The organism is Vandammella animalimorsus, from assembly GCF_002285265.1.
GTDB lineage: Bacteria > Pseudomonadota > Gammaproteobacteria > Burkholderiales > Burkholderiaceae_C > Lampropedia.
Genome location: NZ_NSJB01000005.1, coordinates 1 through 19,857, shown reverse-complemented (window position 1 = coordinate 19,857; position 19,857 = coordinate 1). Strand labels below are relative to the sequence as shown.

Sequence of the window (19,857 nt, the reverse complement as noted above, 5' to 3'; positions counted from 1 at the left end):
GCCCCCATGCCAAGTCACAGCCCCATGCCGCGCCTGTCCATGCTCGACCTGGTTACCGTACGCCAGGGCCAGAGCATTTCTGCTGCCATCGACACCGCCGTGCGCACCGCCCAGCACGTCGAGCAGCTGGGCTTTGTGCGCTACTGGATGGCCGAGCACCACAACATGCCCGGCATCGCCAGCTCGGCCACGGCGGTGCTGATCGGCCACGTTGCTGGCCAGACCGCGCGCATCCGCGTCGGTGCCGGCGGCATCATGCTGCCCAACCACGCGCCGCTGGTGGTGGCCGAGGCCTTTGGCACGCTGCAGGCCATCTACCCAGGGCGCATCGACCTGGGCCTAGGCCGCGCCCCCGGCACCGACCAGCCCACCATGCGCGCCCTGCGCCGAGGCCGCGTGGAAAGCGAGGAGGACTTCCCGCGTGAAGTGCAGCAACTGCAGCAACTGCTTGACGACCCCCGCCCCGGCCAGGCGCTGGTGGCCACGCCCGGCGCCGGCAGCCATGTGCCCATCTGGTTGCTGGGCTCCAGCCTGTTCTCGGCCCAGCTGGCCGGGCAGCTGGGCCTGCCCTATGCCTTTGCCTCGCACTTCGCGCCGCGCCTGCTGCACCAGGCGCTGCAGCTGTACCGCAGCACCTTCCGCCCGTCGCCGGCGCTGCAGCGGCCCTACGTCATGATCGGCGTGCCAGTGGTGGCCGCCGCCAGCGACGCCCAGGCCGAATACCTGGCCAGCAGCACCTACCAGCGCATCCTGGGCATTCTTACCAACCAGCGCGGCCTGATGCAGCCGCCCGTGCAGGGCTTCATGGCGCAGCTCGACGAGCGCGCCCGCCAGGCCATCCGCGACTTTCTGGCCATCGGCCTGATCGGCGGCCCGCAAACCGTGCAGCAGGGCCTGCAGGCCCTGGCTGCGGCCACGCAGGCCGATGAGTTCATGCTCGTGACCGACACCTTCGAGCTGGACGCACGCCTGCAATCGCTGGACATCACCGCCGCCGCCTGGGCCGCCGCCGGCGCCGCAGCGTCTGGCGGTGCGGTGTAGCGGGCGCAGTCCTCTTGCAGCGCCCCTTCAGCAGCCCAGCGTGAACACCGCCGGGGTCTTGCCATCGACCGGGCAGGCGCTGCCCAGGCTGCGCCATTGCTGCACCGGGCGGCTTTGGCTGATGGCGCCCGGCAGGCTCAGCCCGGCGCTGATGGACAGCCAGGTCTCGGGCCGCAGGTGTTGCAGCAGCGCCTGCCACAGGCGCGCGTTGCGGTAGGGCGTTTCGATCAGGATTTGCGCCTGGCCGCTGCGGCGGGCCTGGGCTTCGAGCTGGCCGATGGCGGCGGCGCGGGCCGCGCCGTCCTGCGGCAGGTAGCCGACGAAGGCAAAGCTCTGGCCATTGAGGCCCGAGGCAGCCAGCGCCAACAGCAGCGACACCGGGCCGACCAAGGGCAGCACGCCCAGCCCGAGCTGGTGCGCGGCGCGCACGATGGAGGAGCCCGGGTCGGCCACGCCGGGCATGCCCGCCTCGCTGACCAGGCCGATGTCGTGCCCGGCCAGTGCCGGTTGCAGCAGCGCGCGCGGCTCGAAGGGCGCAGCGCCGCCATCGCTGCTGTGCTGGGCGCCGTGGCGCCCTGGCCGCTGGCGGGCTGCCGCGCTGCGGCCGGCCCCGGGCCGTGCGGCGCCGGCGTGGTCGCCCAGCTTGTGGATGTGGCGCGGCAGCTCGGCGATGTGCAGCTCCTGCAAGGGCGCTGCCAGCGGGTACAGCGCGTCGATGCGCTTGAGGTAGGCGCGCGCGCTCTTGGCGCTTTCGGCAATCCAATGGCGCAGCCGCGCCGCCTCGCGCAGCGTGTGCGCGGGCAGCACCTGCTCCAGCGGCACTTGTTCGGCGCAACCGAAGTCCAGCGGCGCGGGCACCAGCAGCAGGCGCCCGCGCGGCGCGGTGGCTGCGGTGGGGGCGGCCGGCGCGCTCATGGGATGTCCAGCCCGGCCTGGCGCAGCAGGCGGCAGGTGCGGATCAGCGGCAGGCCGATCAGGGCCGTGGGGTCGTCGCTGGCGATTTCGTCCAGCAGCGCAATGCCCAGGCCCTCGCTCTTGGCGCTGCCGGCGCAGTCGTAGGGCTGTTCGGCGCGCAGGTAGCGCTCGATGGTGGCCGCATCCAGCGGGCGAAAGCGCGTGCGCACCGGCGCCAGCTCCTGCAGCGCCAGGCCGCGCGCCTGGCAGACCACGGCCACGGCGGTGTGGAACACCACGGTGCGGCCGCTCATCTGCGTGAGCTGGGCCACGGCGCGCGCGTGCTGCAGCGGCTTGCCCAGCGCCTGGCCGTCGAGCTCGGCCACCTGGTCGGAGCCAATGACCAGCGCCTGGGGGTGGCGCGCGGCCACGCTGCGCGCCTTGGCCAGCGCCAGGCGCTGGGCCAGCGCCTGCGGGGCCTCACCCGGCAGCGGGGTTTCGTCCACGTCCGGGGCGATGGCCTCGAAGGGCAGGCCCAGGCGGGCGAGCAACTCTTGCCGGTAGCGTGAGGTCGAGGCCAGGATCAGCCGTAGGGCAGCGCCCTGCTGGCCGGGGGATGAGGGGGAGGGAATCGGGAGGTTCATGGCGTGATTGTCGCCCGGCGCAGTGCGCCCGCCGCGCATGGCTTGCACACTGGCCGCGTGCTGGCTGAGTACTGCCAAGGGCAGGATAATTTTCCGCATTGGGCCATCCTGCATCCAGCGTTTTGGCGGGGGCAGGCTGGCGGGCAGAGGGGCAAGCGGGGCAAGCCGGCAAGAAGGAGAACACATGGGATTGGCGCAACTGCAAAGCCGCGCGCTGCTGGGCCTGGAGGCCCCGGGCGTGACGGTGGAAGTGCACCTGGCCAATGGCCTGCCCAGCTTCACGCTGGTCGGGCTGGCGGATGTGGAAGTGCGCGAGGCGCGCGAGCGCGTGCGCTCGGCCATCCTCAACAGCGGGCTGGAGTTTCCCAGCAACAAGCGCATCACCGTCAACCTGGCGCCGGCCGATCTGCCCAAGGATTCGGGCCGCTTCGATCTGCCCATTGCACTGGGCATTCTGGCCGCCAGCGGCCTGCTCGATGCGCAGCGCCTGGCAGGTTTTGCGTTTGCCGGGGAGCTCTCGCTCTCAGGCGCGTTGCGGCCGGTGCGCGGCGCCCTGCCCATGGTGCTGGCGCGGTCAGCGGTGCCCAGCCCAGGCGCAGATGCAGCCGCGGCGGCAGAGGCCCCCGCGCCCCTGCAATGGGTGCTGCCGCCGGGCAGCGCCGAGGAAGCCGTGCTGGCCCCCGATTGCACCGTCTACCGCGCTGCGCACCTGCTCGATGCGGTGGCCTTCTTCCGCCAGGGCGGCCCCGGGCCGGACGCAGCCGATGCCGAGCCCGGCCACGGCCTGGTGCGCCTGCAACCCGGCGATGCCCGCCACCGGCCGCCGCGCTACCCGGACATGGCCGATGTCAAAGGCCAGCTGGCCGCGCGCCGCGCGCTGGAAATTGCCGCCGCTGGCGGCCATCACCTGCTCATGGTCGGGCCGCCAGGGGCAGGCAAATCCATGCTGGCGCAGCGCCTGGCCGGCCTGCTGCCGCCGCTGACGCCGGCCGATGCGTTGCAAAGCGCCGCCATGGCCAGCCTGGCCGGGCCATTGCGCTGGGAGCAATGGGGCGTGCGCCCAGTGCGCAGCCCGCACCACACGGCCAGCGCCGTGGCGCTGGTGGGCGGCGGCTCGCCCCCCAAGCCTGGGGAAATCTCCCTGGCGCACCAGGGCGTGCTGTTCCTCGATGAATTGCCGGAATTCCCGCGCGCGGCGCTGGAGGCGCTGCGCGAGCCGCTGGAGACTGGCACCATCCACATCGCCCGCGCCGGGCGCCACGCCCAATTCCCGGCGCGCTTTCAGCTCATCGCCGCGATGAACCCCTGCCCCTGCGGCCATTGGGGCTCCACGGCGCGCGCCTGCCGCTGCACGCCCGAGCAGGTGGCGCGCTACCAGGGGCGGCTCAGCGGCCCCTTGCTGGATCGCATCGACCTGCACATCGAAGTGCAGGCCCTGCCTGTGCAAGAGCTGATGCAGGCCGGCGGCGGCGAGCCCAGCGCCGCCATCCAGCAGCGCGTGGTGCGCGCCGTGCAGTACGCCCAGGCCCGGCAAGGCCACACCAACCAGGCGCTGGAAGGCAAGGCTCTGCAACAACACGCCCCACTGAGCGATGCCGCGCGCCAGCTGCTGCAGGCGGCCGCGCAGCAAATGCAATGGTCGGCCCGCGCCATGCACCGCGTACTGCGCGTGGCGCGCACCATCGCCGATCTGCAGCAGGCCAACCAGGCCGAAGCCAACGCGCCAACGCCGTCCGGCCCCATCGAGCCCGCCCACGTGGCCGAAGCCGTGCAATACCGCCGCGCGCTGCCGACGCAGAAGGATTGAGTTGTGCAACGTTCTGTGCAATTTTTAGGCGCTTGTTTTGATAGTCTGATTTAAGCCAGTAAGGATAATTTTTGTGAATTTATCTCTTGTGGATATGAAATCAATAATTTTCGAATTGATTGGGTTTTATTTTTGGCTGATCGTTGTTTTTATGTTGCTTCAATTGATGTTTTGTTTAGTTCATTTCTATTAAATTAAAATCTTTGTCGAAGGTCAGTAAGATATTTACATCATCCCAAAAAAAATCTTTTCCCTCAATGATCTTTTTGCATGCGACATAGTAAAAATGCTTGTCCATTCGATAGTAGCAGCCCTCCGGGTTCCATACTTTAAATTCAGGGCGGGAGTTGAATATCTCTACGATCCTGACTTTTAGATGATCTGTAGTCTCGCTGTCGATATCCCACGTCTCGATACCGGGTTGTTCCCAAACACTGCAGGCAGCCACAAGAAATGGCGTTGCAGACAAAATCAACTTATGAATCATCATAGAAAATATCTCGATTGTATTTTGGTTTTTGATGGGTTTGGACTCTGCTTCATCTGCCGGGAATGATTGCAATCACTTCAAAATTCTTATTCAATACATAAATCGAGTGATTGCCCCATTCATTTGGGGGGTTGTTGAATCTGCATAAAACATAGTGGTGCCCGCCTTCCGTCATCGCATTGCACGAAAGAGCTGCGGACTCATCATTCCAACCGTTTGATCTCAAGTGCATTTTCACGCGATTGATCGCATGATCTTGGGCGTGGCTTGCTGGTTCTTGCGAGTGAAGGGCGCAGCCAGAAATCAAAATGGGCAGGGCAAATAAACAGTGTGTTTGTCTGGGGAGCTTCATCAATGCATTTTTTGCCTTGGTCGATGGCTGTGGGCGGCAACCCTTCTTCACGGGGGAACGGTGGCATGGCTTTTACGGTTACCCGATTGCCGCCCCAGCATGAGGTGGGCTGGCCCAGGCCAGCCCTGGCCGTCAGTGCGACAGGATTTTTTGCAGGAAGTCCTTGGTGCGGGGCTGGCGCGCTTCGGGGTTGCCAAAGAATTCCTGGGTGCTGCAGTCTTCGAGGATTTTGCCGCCCACGTCCATGAAGATCACGCGGCTGCCGACTTTGCGGGCAAAGCCCATTTCGTGGGTCACGACCATCATGGTCATGCCTTCGTTGGCCAGGCCGACCATGACGTCGAGCACTTCGCCGACCATTTCCGGATCCAGCGCCGAGGTGGGCTCGTCAAACAGCATGACGATGGGGTCCATGGACAGGGCGCGCGCAATGGCCACGCGCTGTTGCTGACCGCCCGAGAGCTGGCCGGGGAATTTGTCCTTGTGCGCCATCAGGCCCACGCGGTCGAGGTATTTGAGGCCGTGGGCCTTGGCGTCGCTGGGGTTGCGCCCCAGCACCTTGATTTGCGCCAGGGTCAGGTTGTCCTGCACGGACAGGTGCGGAAACAGCTCGAAGTGCTGGAACACCATGCCCACGCGGCTGCGCAGCTTGGGCAGGTCGGTCTTTGGGTCGTGCACGGGCACGCCGTCCACCCAGATCTCCCCTTTCTGGAAGGGTTCGAGCGCGTTGATGGTTTTGATGAGGGTGGATTTGCCCGAGCCTGAGGGCCCGGCCACGACGACCACTTCGCTTTTCTCGATGCGCGTGGTGCAGTTGTTGAGCACTTGCACCTCGCCATACCATTTGGAGACGTTTTTCAGTTCGATCATGGAAAACCTTTGCTGGGGCTGAGCCGCGCGGTGAGCGCGCCTCAGCGGATGATGGCGATTTTCTGGTTCAGGCGTTTGACCAGCCGGGAGAGGGTGAAGCAGATGATGAAGTACACCACGGCCGCGCCGATGTAGGCCTCGACCGGGCGGCCAAAGTTGCGCCCGGCGGTCTCGAAGCCCTTGAGCATGTCGTAGGCGCCGATGGCGTAGACCAGCGAGGTGTCCTGAAACAGGATGATGGTCTGCGTCAGCAGCACCGGCAGCATGTTGCGAAAGGCCTGCGGCAGGATCACCAGGCGCATGTTTTGCGCGTAGCTCATGCCCAGCGCCTGGCCGGCATAGACTTGCCCGCGCGGGATCGACTGGATGCCCGCGCGCATGATTTCGCTGAAGTACGCCGCCTCAAAGGCGATGAAGGTGACGATGGCCGAGAGCTCGGCCCCGACGGAGCGGCCGGTGATCAGCGGCACGAGCAGGAAGAACCACAGGATGACCATCACCAGCGGGATGGAGCGCATGCCGTTGACGTAGATGGTGGCGGGCACTTGCAGCCATTTGCTGCCCGACAGGCGCATCATGGCCAGCAGCGTGCCAAAGAAGATGCCGCCCAGGGTGGCAATGGCCGTCAGGTACAGGCTGAAGTACAGCCCCTTGAGCACGTACTGGCTGACGATGTCCCAGTTGAAGAAGCTCCAGTCCAAACCCATTTCAATGCCCCCCTGCAGCGCCGCCGGCGATGAAGCCGGGCACGCGCACGCGCTGTTCGATGAATGCCATGATGCGGTTGACGGCAAAGGCCGAGACGGCATAGAGCGCCGTGACCGCCAGGTAGATTTCCACGCCGCGGGCGGTTTCCTCCTGCGCCTGCATGGCGAACATGGTCAGCTCGGTGATGGAGACGGCAAAGGCCACCGAGGTGTTCTTGAGGATGTTCATCGTCTCGCTGGTCAGCGGCGGGATGATGATGCGAAAGGCCATGGGCAGCAGCACGTAGCGGTAGCACTGCAGCGTGGTCAGGCCCAGTGCCATGCCGGCATAGCGCTGGCCGCGCGGCAGCGATTGGATGCCGGCGCGCACCTGCTCGGCAATGCGCGCCGAGGTGAAAAAGCCCAGCGCCAGCACCACCAGCACGAAGCCGGGCAGCTCTCGCATGGCGGGAAACAGGCTGGGCACGACGTGGTACCACAGGAAGATCTGCACCAGCAGCGGGATGTTGCGAAACAGCTCCACCCAGGCATTGCCCAGGCGCACCAGCCAAGGGCTGTTGGGCAGCGTGCGGATGGTGCCGATGACCGAGCCCACCAGCAGCGCCAGCAGCAGCGACGGCCCGGCCACGGCCAGGGTCCAGCCCCAGGCCGAGAGCATCCAGTCCAGATAGGTGATGTCCCCGCCCTTGCCAAAGCAGCCTTGCACCACCTCGTTGCTGATGTTGTCCTGGCAAAAGACTTGCCAATCCCAATTCATTGCGTCCTCCTGATGACCAAGTCAGGTCTGCACCCATTGCAGCGTCGCGTGCATCTGCGGTTTTTGCCTCGAAAAACCGCTTCGCGAACCCAATCCCAACAATCCCTAGCGCAGCCAGATTCAAAAACGCTCCGTCGGCGGGAGCGGCGTCCTGCCAACGGAGCGTTTGACGGGGCAGCAGGCCAGCGGCCCCGGGCTATTGATGCCAGGCCTTATTCCACCTGGTAGTCTTCCATCGGCTTGCTGTTGGGGTTGGCCCAGGCCTTCTTGGTGCTTTCCGACAGCGGCAGGTTCACCACGGTGTTGGCCGGCGGTGTGGGCTGCAGGAACCACTTGTCCCACAGTTTTTCCAGCGTGCCGTCCTTCATCTGGCGCTCGATGCTCTTGTTGATCGCGGCCTTGAAGGCGTCGTCGTCCTTGCGCAGCATGCAGGCGATGGGCTCGACGCTGAGGACTTCACCGACGATACGGTAGTTGTCCGGCGTGCGCGACTTGGAGATGTTGGCCGCCAGGATGGAGCCGTCCATCACGAACACATCGGCGCGGCCAGTCTCCAGCAGCAGGAAGCTGTCGGCGTGGTCCTTGCCCATGACTTCCTTGAAGCTCACGCCCTCGGCGCGGCGGTGCTTGCGCAGCGTTTGCACCGAAGTCGTGCCGGTGGTCACGGCAATGGTCTTGTTGTTCAGATCGGCCACGGACTGGATGCCCGAGTCCTTCTTGGTGGCCATGCGCACTTCTTCCACGTAGGTGGTGTGGGCAAAGTCCACTTCCTTCTGGCGGGCGCGGTTGTTGGTGGTCGAGCCGCATTCGAAATCGATGGTGCCGTTGGTCATCAGCGGGATGCGGTTTTGCGAAGTGATGGGCTGGTACTTGATCTTCAGCGGCTTGCCCAGGTCTTTTTCCAGATCCTTGATGATGTTCTCGGCCATCTCGGTGTGAAAGCCCACGTACACGCCATTGCCCAGCGTATAGCCCAGGCCGGAGGACTCACGCACGCCCAGCGTCACCTCGCCGGAGTTCTTGATCTTCTCCAGCGTATCGGCCTGGGCCACGGTGGCCGTGGCAGCGGCGGCCAGCAGTGCCAGGGCAAAAACTTGTTTTTTCATCACGTGCTCCTTTGATGGAATGAATAGAGCCTGCCGCGTGCACCAGCAGTGCATGGGGGGCGGGCCAAGACGGGGCATTATCGCAAAATGCCGCCTCAGGATTGCTTGACAATTTCGCCAGCGCCGCCGTTGTGGCTTGCAGGGGCATTGGGCGCGTCTTTGGGGCGCAGCCAGAAGTGCGGCTGGCCGTAGTGCTGGCGCAGGAAGTCGATCCACAGCCGCACGCGCAGCGGCACGTGGCGGCGCTCGGGCAGTACGGCGTAGATGCCGTTGGGCGGCGCGGCAAAGGCCTCGAGCAGCTGCACCAGGCGGCCCTGCGCCAGGTCGTCCTGCACCTCCCAGAGGCTGCGCCAGGCCACGCCGTGGCCGGCCAGGCACCAGTCGTGCAGCACTTGGCCGTCGCTGCAGTCCAGCCCGCCGCGCGGCTTGATGTAGAGGATGTGCCGCGCCGGCTCGCGCCGCGCGCCCGGTTGGCGCGGCCGCCCCTGGCCGCTGGCCGTGGCGGCGCTGGCGGGCGGGGCTGGCTCATCCGGTACGGAAAAGGCCCAGCCCCGGCTTTGCGAGGCCTCGCTGGACAGGCTCAGGCAGTTGTGCTGCGCCAGCTCGGCCGGGTGGCGCGGCTGGCCGTGCTGCGCGATGTAGCTGGGCGCGGCCACGCACAGGCGGCGGTTGTCGGCCAGTCGGATGCTCACCAGGCTGGAGTCGGGCAGGTCGCCCACGCGCACCGCGCAGTCGTAGCCTTCGCCGGTCAGGTCCACCAGGCGGTCGCTGAGGTTCAGCGAGATGCGCAGCTGCGGGTGCAAGGCCTGGAACTTGGGCACCAGCGGCGCCACGTGGCGGCGGCCGAAGCCGGCCGGGGCGGTGATGCGCAGCGAGCCGCTGGCGCGCACGTTGCCGGCCGAGACGCTGGCCTCGGCGTCCGCCCAGTCGGCCAGCAGGCGCTGGCAGTCTTCTAAAAAGGCCGCGCCTTCGCGCGTCAGGGTGATGCGGCGCGTGGTGCGCACCAGCAGCTTGACGCCCAGGTGCGCCTCCAGCGCATCGAGCCGGCGGCCGACAATGGCCGGCACCACCTGCTCCGACCTGGCCGCAGCGCTGAGGCTGCCCTGGCTGGCCACGCGCACAAAGGTTTCGATGGCTTTGAACTTGTCCATGGGGTGAGGCTGCGCTGGGGCTTGGCCGCTTTTTCTGGGCGGCCTCTTTGGCTACTGCTTTGCCTGGCATGCCCGCCTTGCGCGGGCGCATTTTTTACTTTTCGTCAATGGCGATTGTATTTTTGCTTGTCTGATGCGTACTGAAAGATTGCATACAGTACGCCCTCTCGATCATTTTTACCGGAGTGTTTTCATGAGTTCCACCCGCACCCCCGTGCATGGCCTGCAAGTGGCCCCGGCGCTGAAGTCCTTTGTGGACGAGCAGGTGCTGCCCGGCACCGGCATCGACAGCGAGGCGTTCTGGAAGGGCTTTGCCGCCATCGTGCATGAGTTCGCGCCCAAGAACGCCGCCTTGCTGGCCGAGCGCGAGCGGCTGCAGGCCGAGCTGGACAAGTGGCACCGCGCCCATCCCGGCCCGATCCAGGACATTGCCGCCTACCGCAGCTTTTTGGAAGGCATTGGCTACATCGTGCCCAACCCGGCCGATGCCCAGGCCCGCACCGAGCAGGTGGACGATGAGCTGGCCAAGCTGGCCGGGCCGCAGCTGGTGGTGCCCATTCTGAACGCGCGCTATGCGCTCAACGCCGCTAACGCGCGTTGGGGCTCGCTGTACGACGCGCTGTACGGCACGGACGCCATCCCCAGCGATGGCGGCGCCGAGGCCGGCGCGGGCTACAACCCGGTGCGCGGCGCCAAGGTGATTGCCTATGTGCGCCAGTTCCTGGATGCGGCCGCGCCGCTGGCCAATGGCTCCTACCAGCAGGCCACGGGCCTGGCCATCGAGGGCGGCAAGCTGGTGGTCTCGCTGGGCAATGGCCTGAGCACCGGCCTGCAGGATGCGGCGCAGCTGGTGGGCTACCAGGGCCAGGCCGAGGCGCCCTCGTCGGTGCTGCTGGTGCACAACGGCCTGCACATCGACATCCAGATCGATCGCAGCACGCCCATCGGGCAGGGCGACGCGGCCGGCATCAGCGACGTGGTGTTGGAGGCGGCGCTGTCCACCATCCTCGATCTGGAGGACTCCGTGGCCGCCGTCGATGCCGAGGACAAGATCGCCGGCTACGCCAACTGGCTGGGCATCCTCAAGGGCACGCTGACCGAGCAGGTCAGCAAGGGCGGGCGCAGCTTCACGCGGCGCCTGAACCCGGACCGCGAATACACCGGCGTCGATGGCCAGCCCCTGCGCCTGCATGGCCGCTCGCTGATGTTCGTGCGCAACGTTGGCCACCTGATGACCAACCCGGCCATCCTCTGGGGCGAGCAGGGCCAGGAAATCCCCGAGGGCATCATGGACGCGGCCATCACCACGGCCATTGCCATGCACGACCTGCAAGGCCACGGCCAGAACGGCATCCGCAACTCGCGCAAGGGCTCGGTCTACATCGTCAAGCCCAAGATGCATGGCCCGGCCGAAGTGGCCTTTGCCAACGCCTTGTTTGGCGCCGTGGAAAAGTTGCTGGGCCTGCCCGAGCACACCGTCAAGCTCGGCATCATGGACGAGGAGCGCCGCACCTCCGTCAACCTCAAGGCCTGCATCGCCGCCGCGCCAGCGCGCGTGGCCTTCATCAACACCGGCTTTCTGGACCGCACCGGCGATGAAATCCACAGCGTCATGCAGGCCGGCGCGGTGTTCCGCAAGGGCGATATGAAAACCAGCGCCTGGATCGCCGCCTACGAGAAGAACAACGTGCTGGTGGGCCTGTCCTGCGGGCTGCGCGGCCGCGCGCAGATCGGCAAGGGCATGTGGGCCATGCCCGATTTGATGGCGCAGATGCTGGAGCAGAAAATCGGCCACCCCAAGGCCGGCGCCAACACCGCCTGGGTGCCATCGCCCACGGCCGCTACCCTGCACGCGTTGCACTACCACCAGGTGGACGTGCCCAGCATCCAGGCCGAGCTGGGCCAGACCGACTACGAAAGCGTGCGCGATGGCCTGCTGGCCGATTTGCTGCACATCCCCGTGGTGCAGGCGGCCAAGTGGAGCGAGGAGGAAAAGCAGCAGGAGCTGGACAACAACATCCAGGGCATCCTCGGCTACGTGGTGCGCTGGATCGACCAGGGCGTGGGCTGCTCCAAGGTGCCCGACATCAACAACGTCGGCCTGATGGAAGACCGCGCCACGCTGCGCATCTCCAGCCAGCACATCGCCAACTGGCTGGCCCATGGCGTGGTCAGCGAGCAGCAGGTGCGCGAGACCTTCGAGCGCATGGCCGCCGTCGTTGACGCGCAAAACGCGGGCGACCCGCTCTACCAGAACATGGCCGGGCGCTTTGCCGACTCCTACGCCTACCGCGCCGCCACCGACCTGGTGTTCAAAGGGGAGCAGCAGCCCAGCGGCTACACCGAGCCCCTGCTGCACGCCTGGCGCCTGCGCCGCAAGGCGGCCGCCTGAGGCAGCGGTCTGCCGCACCGCGCTGTGAAAAGCCCGCTTCCTGCAAAGGAGCGGGCTTTCATTGCGTCCATCTGTGGCCTATTCGCACCGAAATCGTGAACAGGCTTCGAGTCTCGGCTTTCAGCGCTGCAGCCAACTCTTGACGCGGGCTTGCAGCCGGGGCGGGATGGCGCGGGCTATGGGGCGCAGTGCAGGCATGGCGCGCAGCCGCACCAGTTGCGTCAGGAGGGTGCTGCGCAGGCCCTGCGCGCCGCCATGCAAGCCTGTTTGCTGGTGGGCTGGGGCCTGCTGCAAGGCCCGCGCGAAGGCATGGGCGCCGGCCACGGCTTGGGCGGTTATCGCCTGGGCATTGGCAGTCGCAGCGGGTGCGCCGTCGCTGGCCTGGTGAGGCAGGTAGTGCTGCGCATAGTCCCAGCTTGGCACGTGCTTGGCCACTTCCTGGGCCTGGTATTGCGCCAGTGCCGCTGGCAGCTCGGGCGGCGTGGGCGCGGTGCCGGTGAGGAAGTGCTGCTCGCGCAGGGCCAGCAGGTGCTGCAGCCATTGCGCGGGCGTGCAGTCCCAGGGCAGCACCCAGCTCCAGGGCCGGCCTGCGACGCGCTCGGCAAAGGCGCCCAGGTCGGGCACGAGCACGGGCAGGCCTTGCTGCAGTGCGGCGCTGAGGGTGTAGCTGTAGGTCTCGGGCCACTGCGCGGGCAGCCAGACCAGATCGGGCGCCAGGCGCTGCAGGATGGCCGGCAGGTCTTGCTCGTCGTACTGGCCGTGCACCTGCAGCGCGCTGGCCGGGGCGGTCTGCAGGTGGCGGTAGGCAAAGCCGATGAGGTGAAACTCCAGCGCCGCGCCTTGCTGCTTGGCCAGGCGCGCCACGGCTTCGAGCACGTCGGCGCCCTTGATGACGCTGAGCGCGCCGATGACGGCGATGCGCAGCGGCCGCTGGGCCGGCAGGGGGCACGGTGCGGGCTGGGGCAGGGCGCTGGCCTGCACATCGGTGTGCGGCGCAAAGCGCACCCGTGCCTGGGGCGCAAAGCGCTGGATGCGCACGGCCGCGTCCAGGCTGGGGGCCAGCACCTGGCGCGCGCTTTCGAGCAGCAGCCGGTGGCGCAGGCGCCAGCTGGCGATGTCCTGCTCGACGGCGGGGATGGGCGCCGGGTGCTGGCCGCCGCAGCATTCGCCCTGGGCATCGACTTCGTAGCGGCCGCTGCGCCCGGTCATGCTGATGTTGGTGCAGAAGCTGTAGTAGTCGTGCACGGTGAAGTCGTACTCCAGGCCCAGCAACTGCGGCAGCTCCCAGATCAGGCGTTCGTGGCCCAGCAGGTGGTGGTAGTGGATGTGGGCCACGGGCAGGGCCTTGAGCCATTGCAGCAATTCATCGCGCTGCGCCTCCAGGTCGAACAGCAGCGACCATTGTTCGGAGAGCCTGGCCTGTGGCTGGGCGGTGGCGCTGATGTGGGTATCGGTACTGGCGTCGGCCTCTGTTTCTGCCTTTGCCTGCGCCGCCGGGGCGCATTCGATGAGCTGCAGCTGCACGCGCTGCGCGCCAGCTGGGCGCAGCGACAGGAACACGGCCTGCCCGGCCAGGCTTTGCGCCAGCTCCAGCACGTGGCGCTCGGTGCCGCCGCCGCGCTGGTGCTGCACGGCCAGCACGATGGGCTTGCGCCCTGCGTCGGTGTGGCGCAGCCAGTCCACGGCCAGCCGCGCGGGCCGGGCCGGGTCGCGTGCCAGGAATTCATGCACCTGCAGCTCGTAGCTGGGGTGCAGCTGGCGCAGGGTTTGCATGGCGGCCTGCTCGCGCGGGCTTTTGCTCTGGCCAAAGCTCACGCCGCCGGTGTGCAGCACGTAGGTGTCCAGCGCATGCAGGTTGCGCCAGCCCTTGGCGATGGCGCGTTGGCAAAAGTCGTTTTCCTCGCCATAGCCCTTGCCGAAGTGCTCCTCGTCGAACAGGCCCACGTCCTGCAGGCAGTCGCGGCGGATGTACATGCAAAAGCCCACGCCGGTGGGTACGTCCACATGGGCGCCGGCATTGGCCTGGGCAAAGAGCTGGTCCAGCGAGGCCGTGGTCTGCCCCGGCGGCAGCGGGTTGGCGGCGCAGAACACCGGGTAGCTGCAGATCGTCGCATTGCTGGAAAAGGGCGTGACCGTGCCCACGCGCGCGGCGGCGTAGGCCGTGCGGCGCAGCCGGTCCAGCCAGTCGTTGGCCACTTCGGTGTCGCTGTTGAGCAGCAGCACGTCGTGGCTTTGCGAGGCCTGCATGCCCCGGTTGACGGTGCCCACGAAGCCCAGGTTGTGCTCGTTTTCCAGCAGCGTGATGCGCGGCTCGGCCGCGGCCTTCTGGCGCAGCCACTCGGTGACCTCGGGCTCGGGGCTGCAGTCGTTGATGACGATCAGCCGGTAGGGCACGCGCACCGGGCTGGCCAGCACCGATTCGACGCACAGCCGGGTGTCGGCCAGGCCGCGGTAGACCGGCACGACGATGTCCACGGTCTCGCCCAGCGGCGCGGGCACGGGCGCTTGGGCGGCCAGGTTGTGGTTGGGGTCCTGGGCCGGGGCGCCCGGCGCTGTGGCGGCCTGGCCGGCCGATGGGCTCGGCGCGGGCGATGCCGGGCTGGCCTGGGCTGGGCCTTGCAGCAGCTGCCGGCCCCAGTCGCGCATGCGCACCAGCGGCCGCGTGTAGCGAAACGGGCGCGAATTGCGCATGTTCTGCAGGTGCTCGGCCATGCCGCGCAGTTGCTGGTGCAGGTCGGCCACTTCGGCCTGGGCCTGGGCGCGCTCGGCAAACAATTGCCGCGCCTCCTGTTCGGTGCGGTGCCACTGGGCCTGCAGCGCCTCGTGCGTGGTGTGCAACTGGGCGCGCTCGCTCTGCAGTTGGGCGTGCTCGCCCTGCAGCTGGGCGTGGGCCTGGGCCAGTTGCTCGTGGTCGCGCCAGATCTGCGCCAGGCGCTCGCCCTGGGCCTGCAATTGCTCATGCAGCTGGCGCTGCGCGCGCTCCAGCGGCTGCACCTGGCCCACCAGGCTGAGGTAGTCGGCCGACATGGGCCAGCCCAGCTCCACTTCCAGCGTCAGCGGGCCTGGGGATTCGTCCTGCTGCAGCCGGGCCAGATCCAGCGGCAGCTGCAGCCAGGGGTCGTCACCGGTCAGTATCAGCGGCATGGCCTGCGCCTGGCCCAGCAGGGCGCCGCCCCAGGCGATTTGTTGCGAGGGCGCGGACTGCAGCAGCGGCTGGCCATCGGCATCGGCCTGCCACTGCCACAGCGGGCGCTGCTGCGCATCGAGCAGGCGCAGCGCGTGCAGGTAGAGGATGCCGGGCCGGTCGGCAGGATCCAGCCGCAGGCCGCGCAGCTGCGCCGCCGGCACGGGCAGTGCAAAGCGCAGGGTTTGCCGCTGCTGGCCGATGGCGCCGGGCTGCACCAGCTTGCGCTCTTCGGCAAAGCCCTGGCCCTCGTCCCAGTACAGCTGGGCCGAGAAATGGGCCTGGCGCGCCAGCGTCTGGCCGGGCAGGGCCTGGGCCTGTGGCAGCAGCCAGCGCGTATTGTCCGGCGCCTGGCCTTCGTGCACCGAGGCGCTGACGATGAACTGGTAGGTCAGCGCATCGGGCGCGGCCAACAGGTAGCGCGCCGCGGCGGGCGGCAGGGCGTCGAAGGCCTGCTGGAACTCCGACTCCTGCAGCGGCCGCTCAATGGCCTGCAATTGCTGCACCTGCCAGCCTTGCTCTTGCAGCAGGCGCAGCAGCGAGCGGCGCGTGAAGTGGCGCACGTGCGTGGCGTCCAGCAGACCTTCTTCGCGGTAGCGGAACTCGCCCTCGACCAGCTCGGCGACCAGCCCGGCGTAGCTGCTGTTGGGAATGGAGATCAGCAGCCGGCCGCTTGGCGCCAGCAGCTGGCGCAGATCGGCCAGCACCGCCTCGGGCTGGCGCAGGTGCTCCAGGATGTCGGCGCAGACGATGGCGTCGTAGCGCTGCGCGCCAAACAGTGCGCTGGGCAGCGTCAGCTCCAGATTGGCCACGGCGACCTGACGATAATAGGGCCTGGCCAGATCCGCCTCGGCATCGTTGAACGTCACGCCATCGACGGTGCATTGCTTTTTCGTGTGCAGGTACTGGCCCAGTGCGCCGCTGCCGCAGCCCAGGTCCAGCACCTGGCTGCCCGGGGCGATTTCCTGCACCACCACGGACAGGGAAGTGCGCTCGTCGTCGTCGATATTGCGCAGGTAGATGTGCAGTTCGTTCGTGGAAAGTGTCATCGTCTCTTGTCAACCATTGGCCTGGGCATTGCCGGGCCAGCTCTGCAACTGCCCATGCCTGATTCGAACGCGGTGTTTGCCGCTGCGCAGCAGCCTGCCGCTCAGCCGCCGGCTGCGGCTGCGCCCGCCCCGGGGCGCGAGTGCGTGGCCGTGTCCATCGTCAGCCACGGCCACGGTCAGTGGATCGAGGCGCTGCTGCGGCAATTGCAGCAGCAGGCCGAGCCCTGCCTGGGCCGCGTGATTGTGACACTGAATGTCCCGGAGCCGGCGCTGCAGCAGGCCCTGCAGGCCCTGCAGGCCCAGGGCGCGCTGCCCTTCACACTGGAAATCGTTTGTAATGGCGCGCCCGCCGGCTTTGGCCGCAATCACAATGCCGCCATTGCCACTCTCGCTGCCTGCGCCGACATGCCCACGCACATTTGCATCCTCAACCCCGACGTGCAGCTGCTCGATGCCCAGCCGCTGGCGCAGCTGCTGGCAGCGCTGCGCGCGCCGGGCACTGGCCTGGCCTATCCGCGCCTGCTCGATGCCCAGGGCCAGGTGCAGGACAACGAGCGCGCCCTGCCCAGCCTGGGCAATCTGTGGCGCCGGCGCGTGCTGGGGCGTCAGGAACAGGTGGTGGACTGGGTCAGCGGCGCCTGCATGGTGCTGCGGCTGCGCGATTGGCAGCGCCTGGGCGGTTTTGACGAAGGCTTTCACATGTACTGCGAGGACGTGGACCTGAGCCTGCGCGTGCGGCGCGACATCGGCGCCCTGGTGCGCGCCCAGACCCGCATGCAGCATCTGGCGCAGCGCGCCAGCCGCCGCCAGCTGCGGCCGCTGCTGTGGCATGTGCACAGCCTGCTGCGGCTGTGGTGCCTGCCCAGCTTCCGCTGGGCGCGCCGCCACCCCAGCGCCCAGCGCCGCGATTTGCAGTGATTTTTTTCAACAAGGGCCAATCGATGCTGCTGCTGTGCGTCTGGGCGTTCTTTGTCGCCGCCATCACCGCCGGTTTGCTGGTGCGCAGCGCGCGCCGCCACGCCAGGCGTTATCCGGGCGACATGCCGCAGCGCTTTCACATGGGCGATGTGCCGCGCCTGGGCGGCGTGGCGCTGGCCGCGGGCATGGGCGTGGCCGTTGGCGCAGGCGTGCTGCAAACCCTGCGCGGCGACGCCGCTGGCCTGCAGCTGGGCTGGTGGGTGCTGTGCTGGGGCCTGTGCATGGTGCCGGCGGTGTTGGGCGGCGTGCTCGAAGACCTGAGCCAGCGCATGGCCGTGCGCTGGCGCTTTGCGCTGACCCTGGCCAGCGCCCTGCTGGCCGTGGCCTGGCTGGGGGTGAGCGTGCCGCGGCTGGACATCGCCTGGCTGGACGCCATGCCCGGGCTGTGGCCCTGGCTGGGCGTGGCCATTGCGCTGCTGGCCATTGCCGGCCTGCCGCACGCCTTCAACATCATCGACGGCTACAACGGCCTGGCCGGCATGGTGGCCATCATCGTGGCGCTGGCGCTGGCGCACGTGAGCATCCAGGTGCAGGACCGCACGCTGGCCGTGGTGTTTCTGGTCACGGCCGCGGCCAGCGGCGGTTTTTTGATCTGGAACTACCCGCGCGGGCTGCTGTTTGCGGGCGACGGCGGCGCCTACCTGTGGGGCAGCGTGCTGTCCATCGGCAGCATTTTGCTGGTGCAGCGCCACCCGATGGTCTCGCCCTGGTTTCCGCTGCTGCTGCTGATCTACCCGGTGTGGGAGACGCTGTTTTCCATGTACCGCAAATGGGTGCGCGGCAGCTCGCCGGGCGTGGCCGATGCGCTGCACATCCACCAGCTGATCTACCGCCGCATCGTGCACCGCGTCTTCGATGGCGACAACGAGGCGCGCGACATGCTGATGCGCAACAACCGCACCTCGCCCTATCTGTGGGGCTTTACCATGCTGACGGTGCTGCCGGCCATTTTGTTCTGGCACACCACCTGGGTGCTGCTGGTCTGTTGCGTGCTGTTTGCCAGCCTCTACACCTTTGCCTACATCACCATCGTGCGCTTCAAGGTGCCGGCCTACATGCGCTGGCGCGCCTCGCGCCCGCCGGGCGAGGACGCCGCGCCGTGACGTGTGCGGCCTTCAGGGACTTTGCACAGGCTGCTCAACGATCGAAGCGCGGGTCGAAGCGCTCGGCCTGCTCCTGCTCGGTGGGCGGCTTCTGGGCCTGCAGGTACTGGTAAATGTCGCGCACCAGGCGCTCGCAGCCCTCGCGCGCCAGCGCCGAGATCTCGTAGATCGGCCCCTGCCACTGCAGGCCCTGGCGCATCCTGTCGAGCATGGCGCTGCGCGCAGCGGCGTCGAGCATGTCCACCTTGTTGAGCACCAGCCAGCGCGGCTTGTCGTACAGCTGCGGGTCGTACTTGCGCAGCTCCTGGGCAATGGCCTGCACCTGGGCCACCGGATCGACGCTGTCGTCAAACGGCGCCACGTCCACGATGTGCAGCAGCAGGCCGGTGCGCTGCAGGTGGCGCAGGAACTGGTGGCCCAGGCCCGCGCCTTCGGAGGCGCCCTCGATCAGGCCGGGGATGTCGGCCACGACGAAGCTTTGCTCCGGCCCCACGCGCACCACGCCCAGGTTGGGGTGCAGCGTCGTGAACGGGTAGTCGGCCACCTTGGGCCGGGCGTTCGAGACTGCCGTGATGAAGGTGGACTTGCCCGCATTGGGCAGGCCCAGCAGCCCGACGTCGGCCAGCACCTTCAGCTCCAGCTTGATGCTTTTGCGCTCGCCGGGCCGGCCCAGGGTCTTCTGGCGCGGGGCGCGGTTGGTCGAGCTCTTGTAGTGCAGGTTGCCAAAGCCGCCATCGCCGCCCTTGGCCAGGATGCGCTTCTCGCCGGGCACCAGCAGCTCCATCAGCACCTCGCCGCTGTCGGCATCGCTGACGATGGTGCCCGCCGGCACGCGCAGCGTCAGGTCGGCGCCGGCGGCGCCGAACATGTCCGAGCCCATGCCGTGCTGGCCGCGCTTGGCCTCGTGGCGGCGCGCGTAGCGGAAATCCACCAGCGTGTTGAGGTTGGTGTCGGCCACGATGTAGACATGGCCGCCGCGCCCGCCATCGCCGCCGTCGGGCCCGCCAAATTCCTTGAACTTTTCATGGCGGAACGAGGCGCAGCCATTGCCGCCATCGCCTGCCGCCACATCGATATAGGCTTCGTCAACAAACTTCATGATGCGCTCTCCTTGAGAAACGAATGAACCAACGACAAAAGCCCCGCAGGGCGGAAATGCCGTTCACTTAACAGCACGAACCTGCTTGAGCGGATAGCGAGCAGGAGGCTTCTTCACAACACGGGGGCATTGTCGCCCCCGTCGTTGTTTGGGCAGCAGTTGCTCACCCAGACGCTGGCGTAACCGCAGCAAGTGCTTGGGCAGCAATCCCGGGCTGATGCTCGCCAGGCTGA

The 19,857-nt window shown here is 67.4% G+C and carries 16 protein-coding genes; 5 read left to right on the top strand and 11 right to left on the bottom strand.

Features of this window, described 5'->3' with window-relative positions; genetic code table 11:
* The first annotated feature begins 6 nt into the window (after nt 1-6).
* A complete protein-coding gene (locus CK625_RS08460; protein WP_095539882.1) occupies nt 7-1,041 on the top strand; it encodes an LLM class flavin-dependent oxidoreductase in 1,035 nt (344 codons plus the stop codon).
* A gap of 27 nt (nt 1,042-1,068) precedes the next feature.
* On the opposite strand, the gene CK625_RS08455 is transcribed toward CK625_RS08460, so the two are convergent.
* Together CK625_RS08455 and CK625_RS08450 are read right to left on the bottom strand one after the other, a co-directional pair.
* Complete coding sequence (locus CK625_RS08455) at nt 1,069-1,956, bottom strand: SAM-dependent methyltransferase (protein WP_095539881.1); 888 nt, start codon at nt 1,954-1,956, stop codon at nt 1,069-1,071.
* Nucleotides 1,953-2,579: a Maf family protein gene (locus tag CK625_RS08450; RefSeq protein ID WP_095539959.1), complete on the bottom strand. Its 627-nt coding sequence runs from the start codon at nt 2,577-2,579 to the stop codon at nt 1,953-1,955. The genes CK625_RS08455 and CK625_RS08450 overlap by 4 nt, the downstream gene beginning before the upstream one ends.
* A 184-nt stretch (nt 2,580-2,763) precedes the next feature.
* Between CK625_RS08450 and CK625_RS08445 the strand changes: the two genes are divergently transcribed.
* Complete coding sequence (locus CK625_RS08445; RefSeq protein WP_095539880.1) at nt 2,764-4,386, top strand: YifB family Mg chelatase-like AAA ATPase; 1,623 nt, start codon at nt 2,764-2,766, stop codon at nt 4,384-4,386.
* Nucleotides 4,387-4,561: 175 nt separating this feature from the next.
* On the opposite strand, the gene CK625_RS08440 is transcribed toward CK625_RS08445, so the two are convergent.
* The 7 genes from CK625_RS08440 to CK625_RS08415 all read right to left on the bottom strand — a co-directional run bounded on the left by CK625_RS08440 (nt 4,562) and on the right by CK625_RS08415 (nt 9,819).
* Nucleotides 4,562-4,948 carry a hypothetical protein gene (locus tag CK625_RS08440; RefSeq protein WP_143326233.1) on the bottom strand — a complete coding sequence of 129 codons (387 nt, stop codon included), beginning with the start codon at nt 4,946-4,948 and terminating at the stop codon, nt 4,562-4,564.
* The gene (locus CK625_RS13715) at nt 4,926-5,228 is read right to left on the bottom strand and encodes a hypothetical protein (protein WP_238945585.1); all 303 of its coding nucleotides are present in this window, start codon (nt 5,226-5,228) and stop codon (nt 4,926-4,928) included. The genes CK625_RS08440 and CK625_RS13715 overlap by 23 nt, the downstream gene beginning before the upstream one ends.
* A gap of 132 nt (nt 5,229-5,360) precedes the next feature.
* Nucleotides 5,361-6,098, bottom strand: a complete 738-nt coding sequence (locus CK625_RS08435; protein ID WP_095539878.1) for an amino acid ABC transporter ATP-binding protein — start codon at nt 6,096-6,098, stop codon at nt 5,361-5,363.
* A gap of 41 nt (nt 6,099-6,139) precedes the next feature.
* Nucleotides 6,140-6,805: an amino acid ABC transporter permease gene (locus CK625_RS08430; RefSeq protein ID WP_095539877.1), complete on the bottom strand. Its 666-nt coding sequence runs from the start codon at nt 6,803-6,805 to the stop codon at nt 6,140-6,142.
* Between the two features lies 1 nt (nt 6,806).
* Entirely contained in the window at nt 6,807-7,562 is a 756-nt protein-coding gene (locus tag CK625_RS08425) for an amino acid ABC transporter permease (protein WP_095539876.1), read from the bottom strand.
* 212 nt (nt 7,563-7,774) lie between these two features.
* Nucleotides 7,775-8,668 (bottom strand): amino acid ABC transporter substrate-binding protein, encoded by an 894-nt coding sequence (locus tag CK625_RS08420; RefSeq protein ID WP_095539875.1) that lies wholly within the window; start codon nt 8,666-8,668, stop codon nt 7,775-7,777.
* Nucleotides 8,669-8,763: 95 nt separating this feature from the next.
* Nucleotides 8,764-9,819 (bottom strand): LysR family transcriptional regulator, encoded by a 1,056-nt coding sequence (locus CK625_RS08415; RefSeq protein WP_095539874.1) that lies wholly within the window; start codon nt 9,817-9,819, stop codon nt 8,764-8,766.
* A 193-nt stretch (nt 9,820-10,012) separates the two neighbouring features.
* Here CK625_RS08415 and CK625_RS08410 point away from each other — a divergent pair, with 193 nt between their 5' ends.
* Nucleotides 10,013-12,211, top strand: coding sequence for a malate synthase G (locus CK625_RS08410; RefSeq protein WP_238945584.1), 2,199 nt, complete (start codon nt 10,013-10,015; stop codon nt 12,209-12,211).
* Nucleotides 12,212-12,331: 120 nt separating this feature from the next.
* Here the strand turns inward: CK625_RS08410 and CK625_RS08405 are convergent, their stop codons facing one another.
* Nucleotides 12,332-16,444 (bottom strand): methyltransferase domain-containing protein, encoded by a 4,113-nt coding sequence (locus CK625_RS08405; protein WP_095539872.1) that lies wholly within the window; start codon nt 16,442-16,444, stop codon nt 12,332-12,334.
* A gap of 54 nt (nt 16,445-16,498) precedes the next feature.
* On the opposite strand from CK625_RS08405, the gene CK625_RS08400 reads away from it, so the two are divergent.
* Both CK625_RS08400 and CK625_RS08395 read left to right on the top strand, forming a co-directional pair.
* A complete protein-coding gene (locus tag CK625_RS08400) occupies nt 16,499-17,362 on the top strand; it encodes a glycosyltransferase (RefSeq protein ID WP_238945583.1) in 864 nt (287 codons plus the stop codon).
* Between the two features lie 23 nt (nt 17,363-17,385).
* Nucleotides 17,386-18,525, top strand: coding sequence for a glycosyltransferase family 4 protein (locus CK625_RS08395; protein ID WP_095539957.1), 1,140 nt, complete (start codon nt 17,386-17,388; stop codon nt 18,523-18,525).
* Between the two features lie 34 nt (nt 18,526-18,559).
* Here CK625_RS08395 and cgtA read toward each other — a convergent pair whose 3' ends face one another.
* Nucleotides 18,560-19,624, bottom strand: a complete 1,065-nt coding sequence (gene cgtA / locus CK625_RS08390; protein ID WP_095539871.1) for an Obg family GTPase CgtA — start codon at nt 19,622-19,624, stop codon at nt 18,560-18,562.
* Nucleotides 19,625-19,857: the final 233 nt, after the last annotated feature.

Coding starts and splice junctions, on each gene's coding strand:
- CK625_RS08405 (WP_095539872.1), bottom strand. CDS start 16,444: ATGACACTTTCCACGAACGAACTGCACATCTACCTGCGCAATATCGAC.
- CK625_RS08435 (WP_095539878.1), bottom strand. CDS start 6,098: ATGATCGAACTGAAAAACGTCTCCAAATGGTATGGCGAGGTGCAAGTG.
- CK625_RS08400 (WP_238945583.1), top strand. CDS start 16,499: ATGCCTGATTCGAACGCGGTGTTTGCCGCTGCGCAGCAGCCTGCCGCT.
- CK625_RS13715 (WP_238945585.1), bottom strand. CDS start 5,228: ATGAAGCTCCCCAGACAAACACACTGTTTATTTGCCCTGCCCATTTTG.
- CK625_RS08430 (WP_095539877.1), bottom strand. CDS start 6,805: ATGGGTTTGGACTGGAGCTTCTTCAACTGGGACATCGTCAGCCAGTAC.
- CK625_RS08420 (WP_095539875.1), bottom strand. CDS start 8,668: ATGAAAAAACAAGTTTTTGCCCTGGCACTGCTGGCCGCCGCTGCCACG.
- CK625_RS08395 (WP_095539957.1), top strand. CDS start 17,386: ATGCTGCTGCTGTGCGTCTGGGCGTTCTTTGTCGCCGCCATCACCGCC.
- CK625_RS08425 (WP_095539876.1), bottom strand. CDS start 7,562: ATGAATTGGGATTGGCAAGTCTTTTGCCAGGACAACATCAGCAACGAG.
- cgtA (WP_095539871.1), bottom strand. CDS start 19,624: ATGAAGTTTGTTGACGAAGCCTATATCGATGTGGCGGCAGGCGATGGC.
- CK625_RS08455 (WP_095539881.1), bottom strand. CDS start 1,956: ATGAGCGCGCCGGCCGCCCCCACCGCAGCCACCGCGCCGCGCGGGCGC.
- CK625_RS08415 (WP_095539874.1), bottom strand. CDS start 9,819: ATGGACAAGTTCAAAGCCATCGAAACCTTTGTGCGCGTGGCCAGCCAG.
- CK625_RS08460 (WP_095539882.1), top strand. CDS start 7: ATGCCAAGTCACAGCCCCATGCCGCGCCTGTCCATGCTCGACCTGGTT.
- CK625_RS08450 (WP_095539959.1), bottom strand. CDS start 2,579: ATGAACCTCCCGATTCCCTCCCCCTCATCCCCCGGCCAGCAGGGCGCT.
- CK625_RS08445 (WP_095539880.1), top strand. CDS start 2,764: ATGGGATTGGCGCAACTGCAAAGCCGCGCGCTGCTGGGCCTGGAGGCC.
- CK625_RS08410 (WP_238945584.1), top strand. CDS start 10,013: ATGAGTTCCACCCGCACCCCCGTGCATGGCCTGCAAGTGGCCCCGGCG.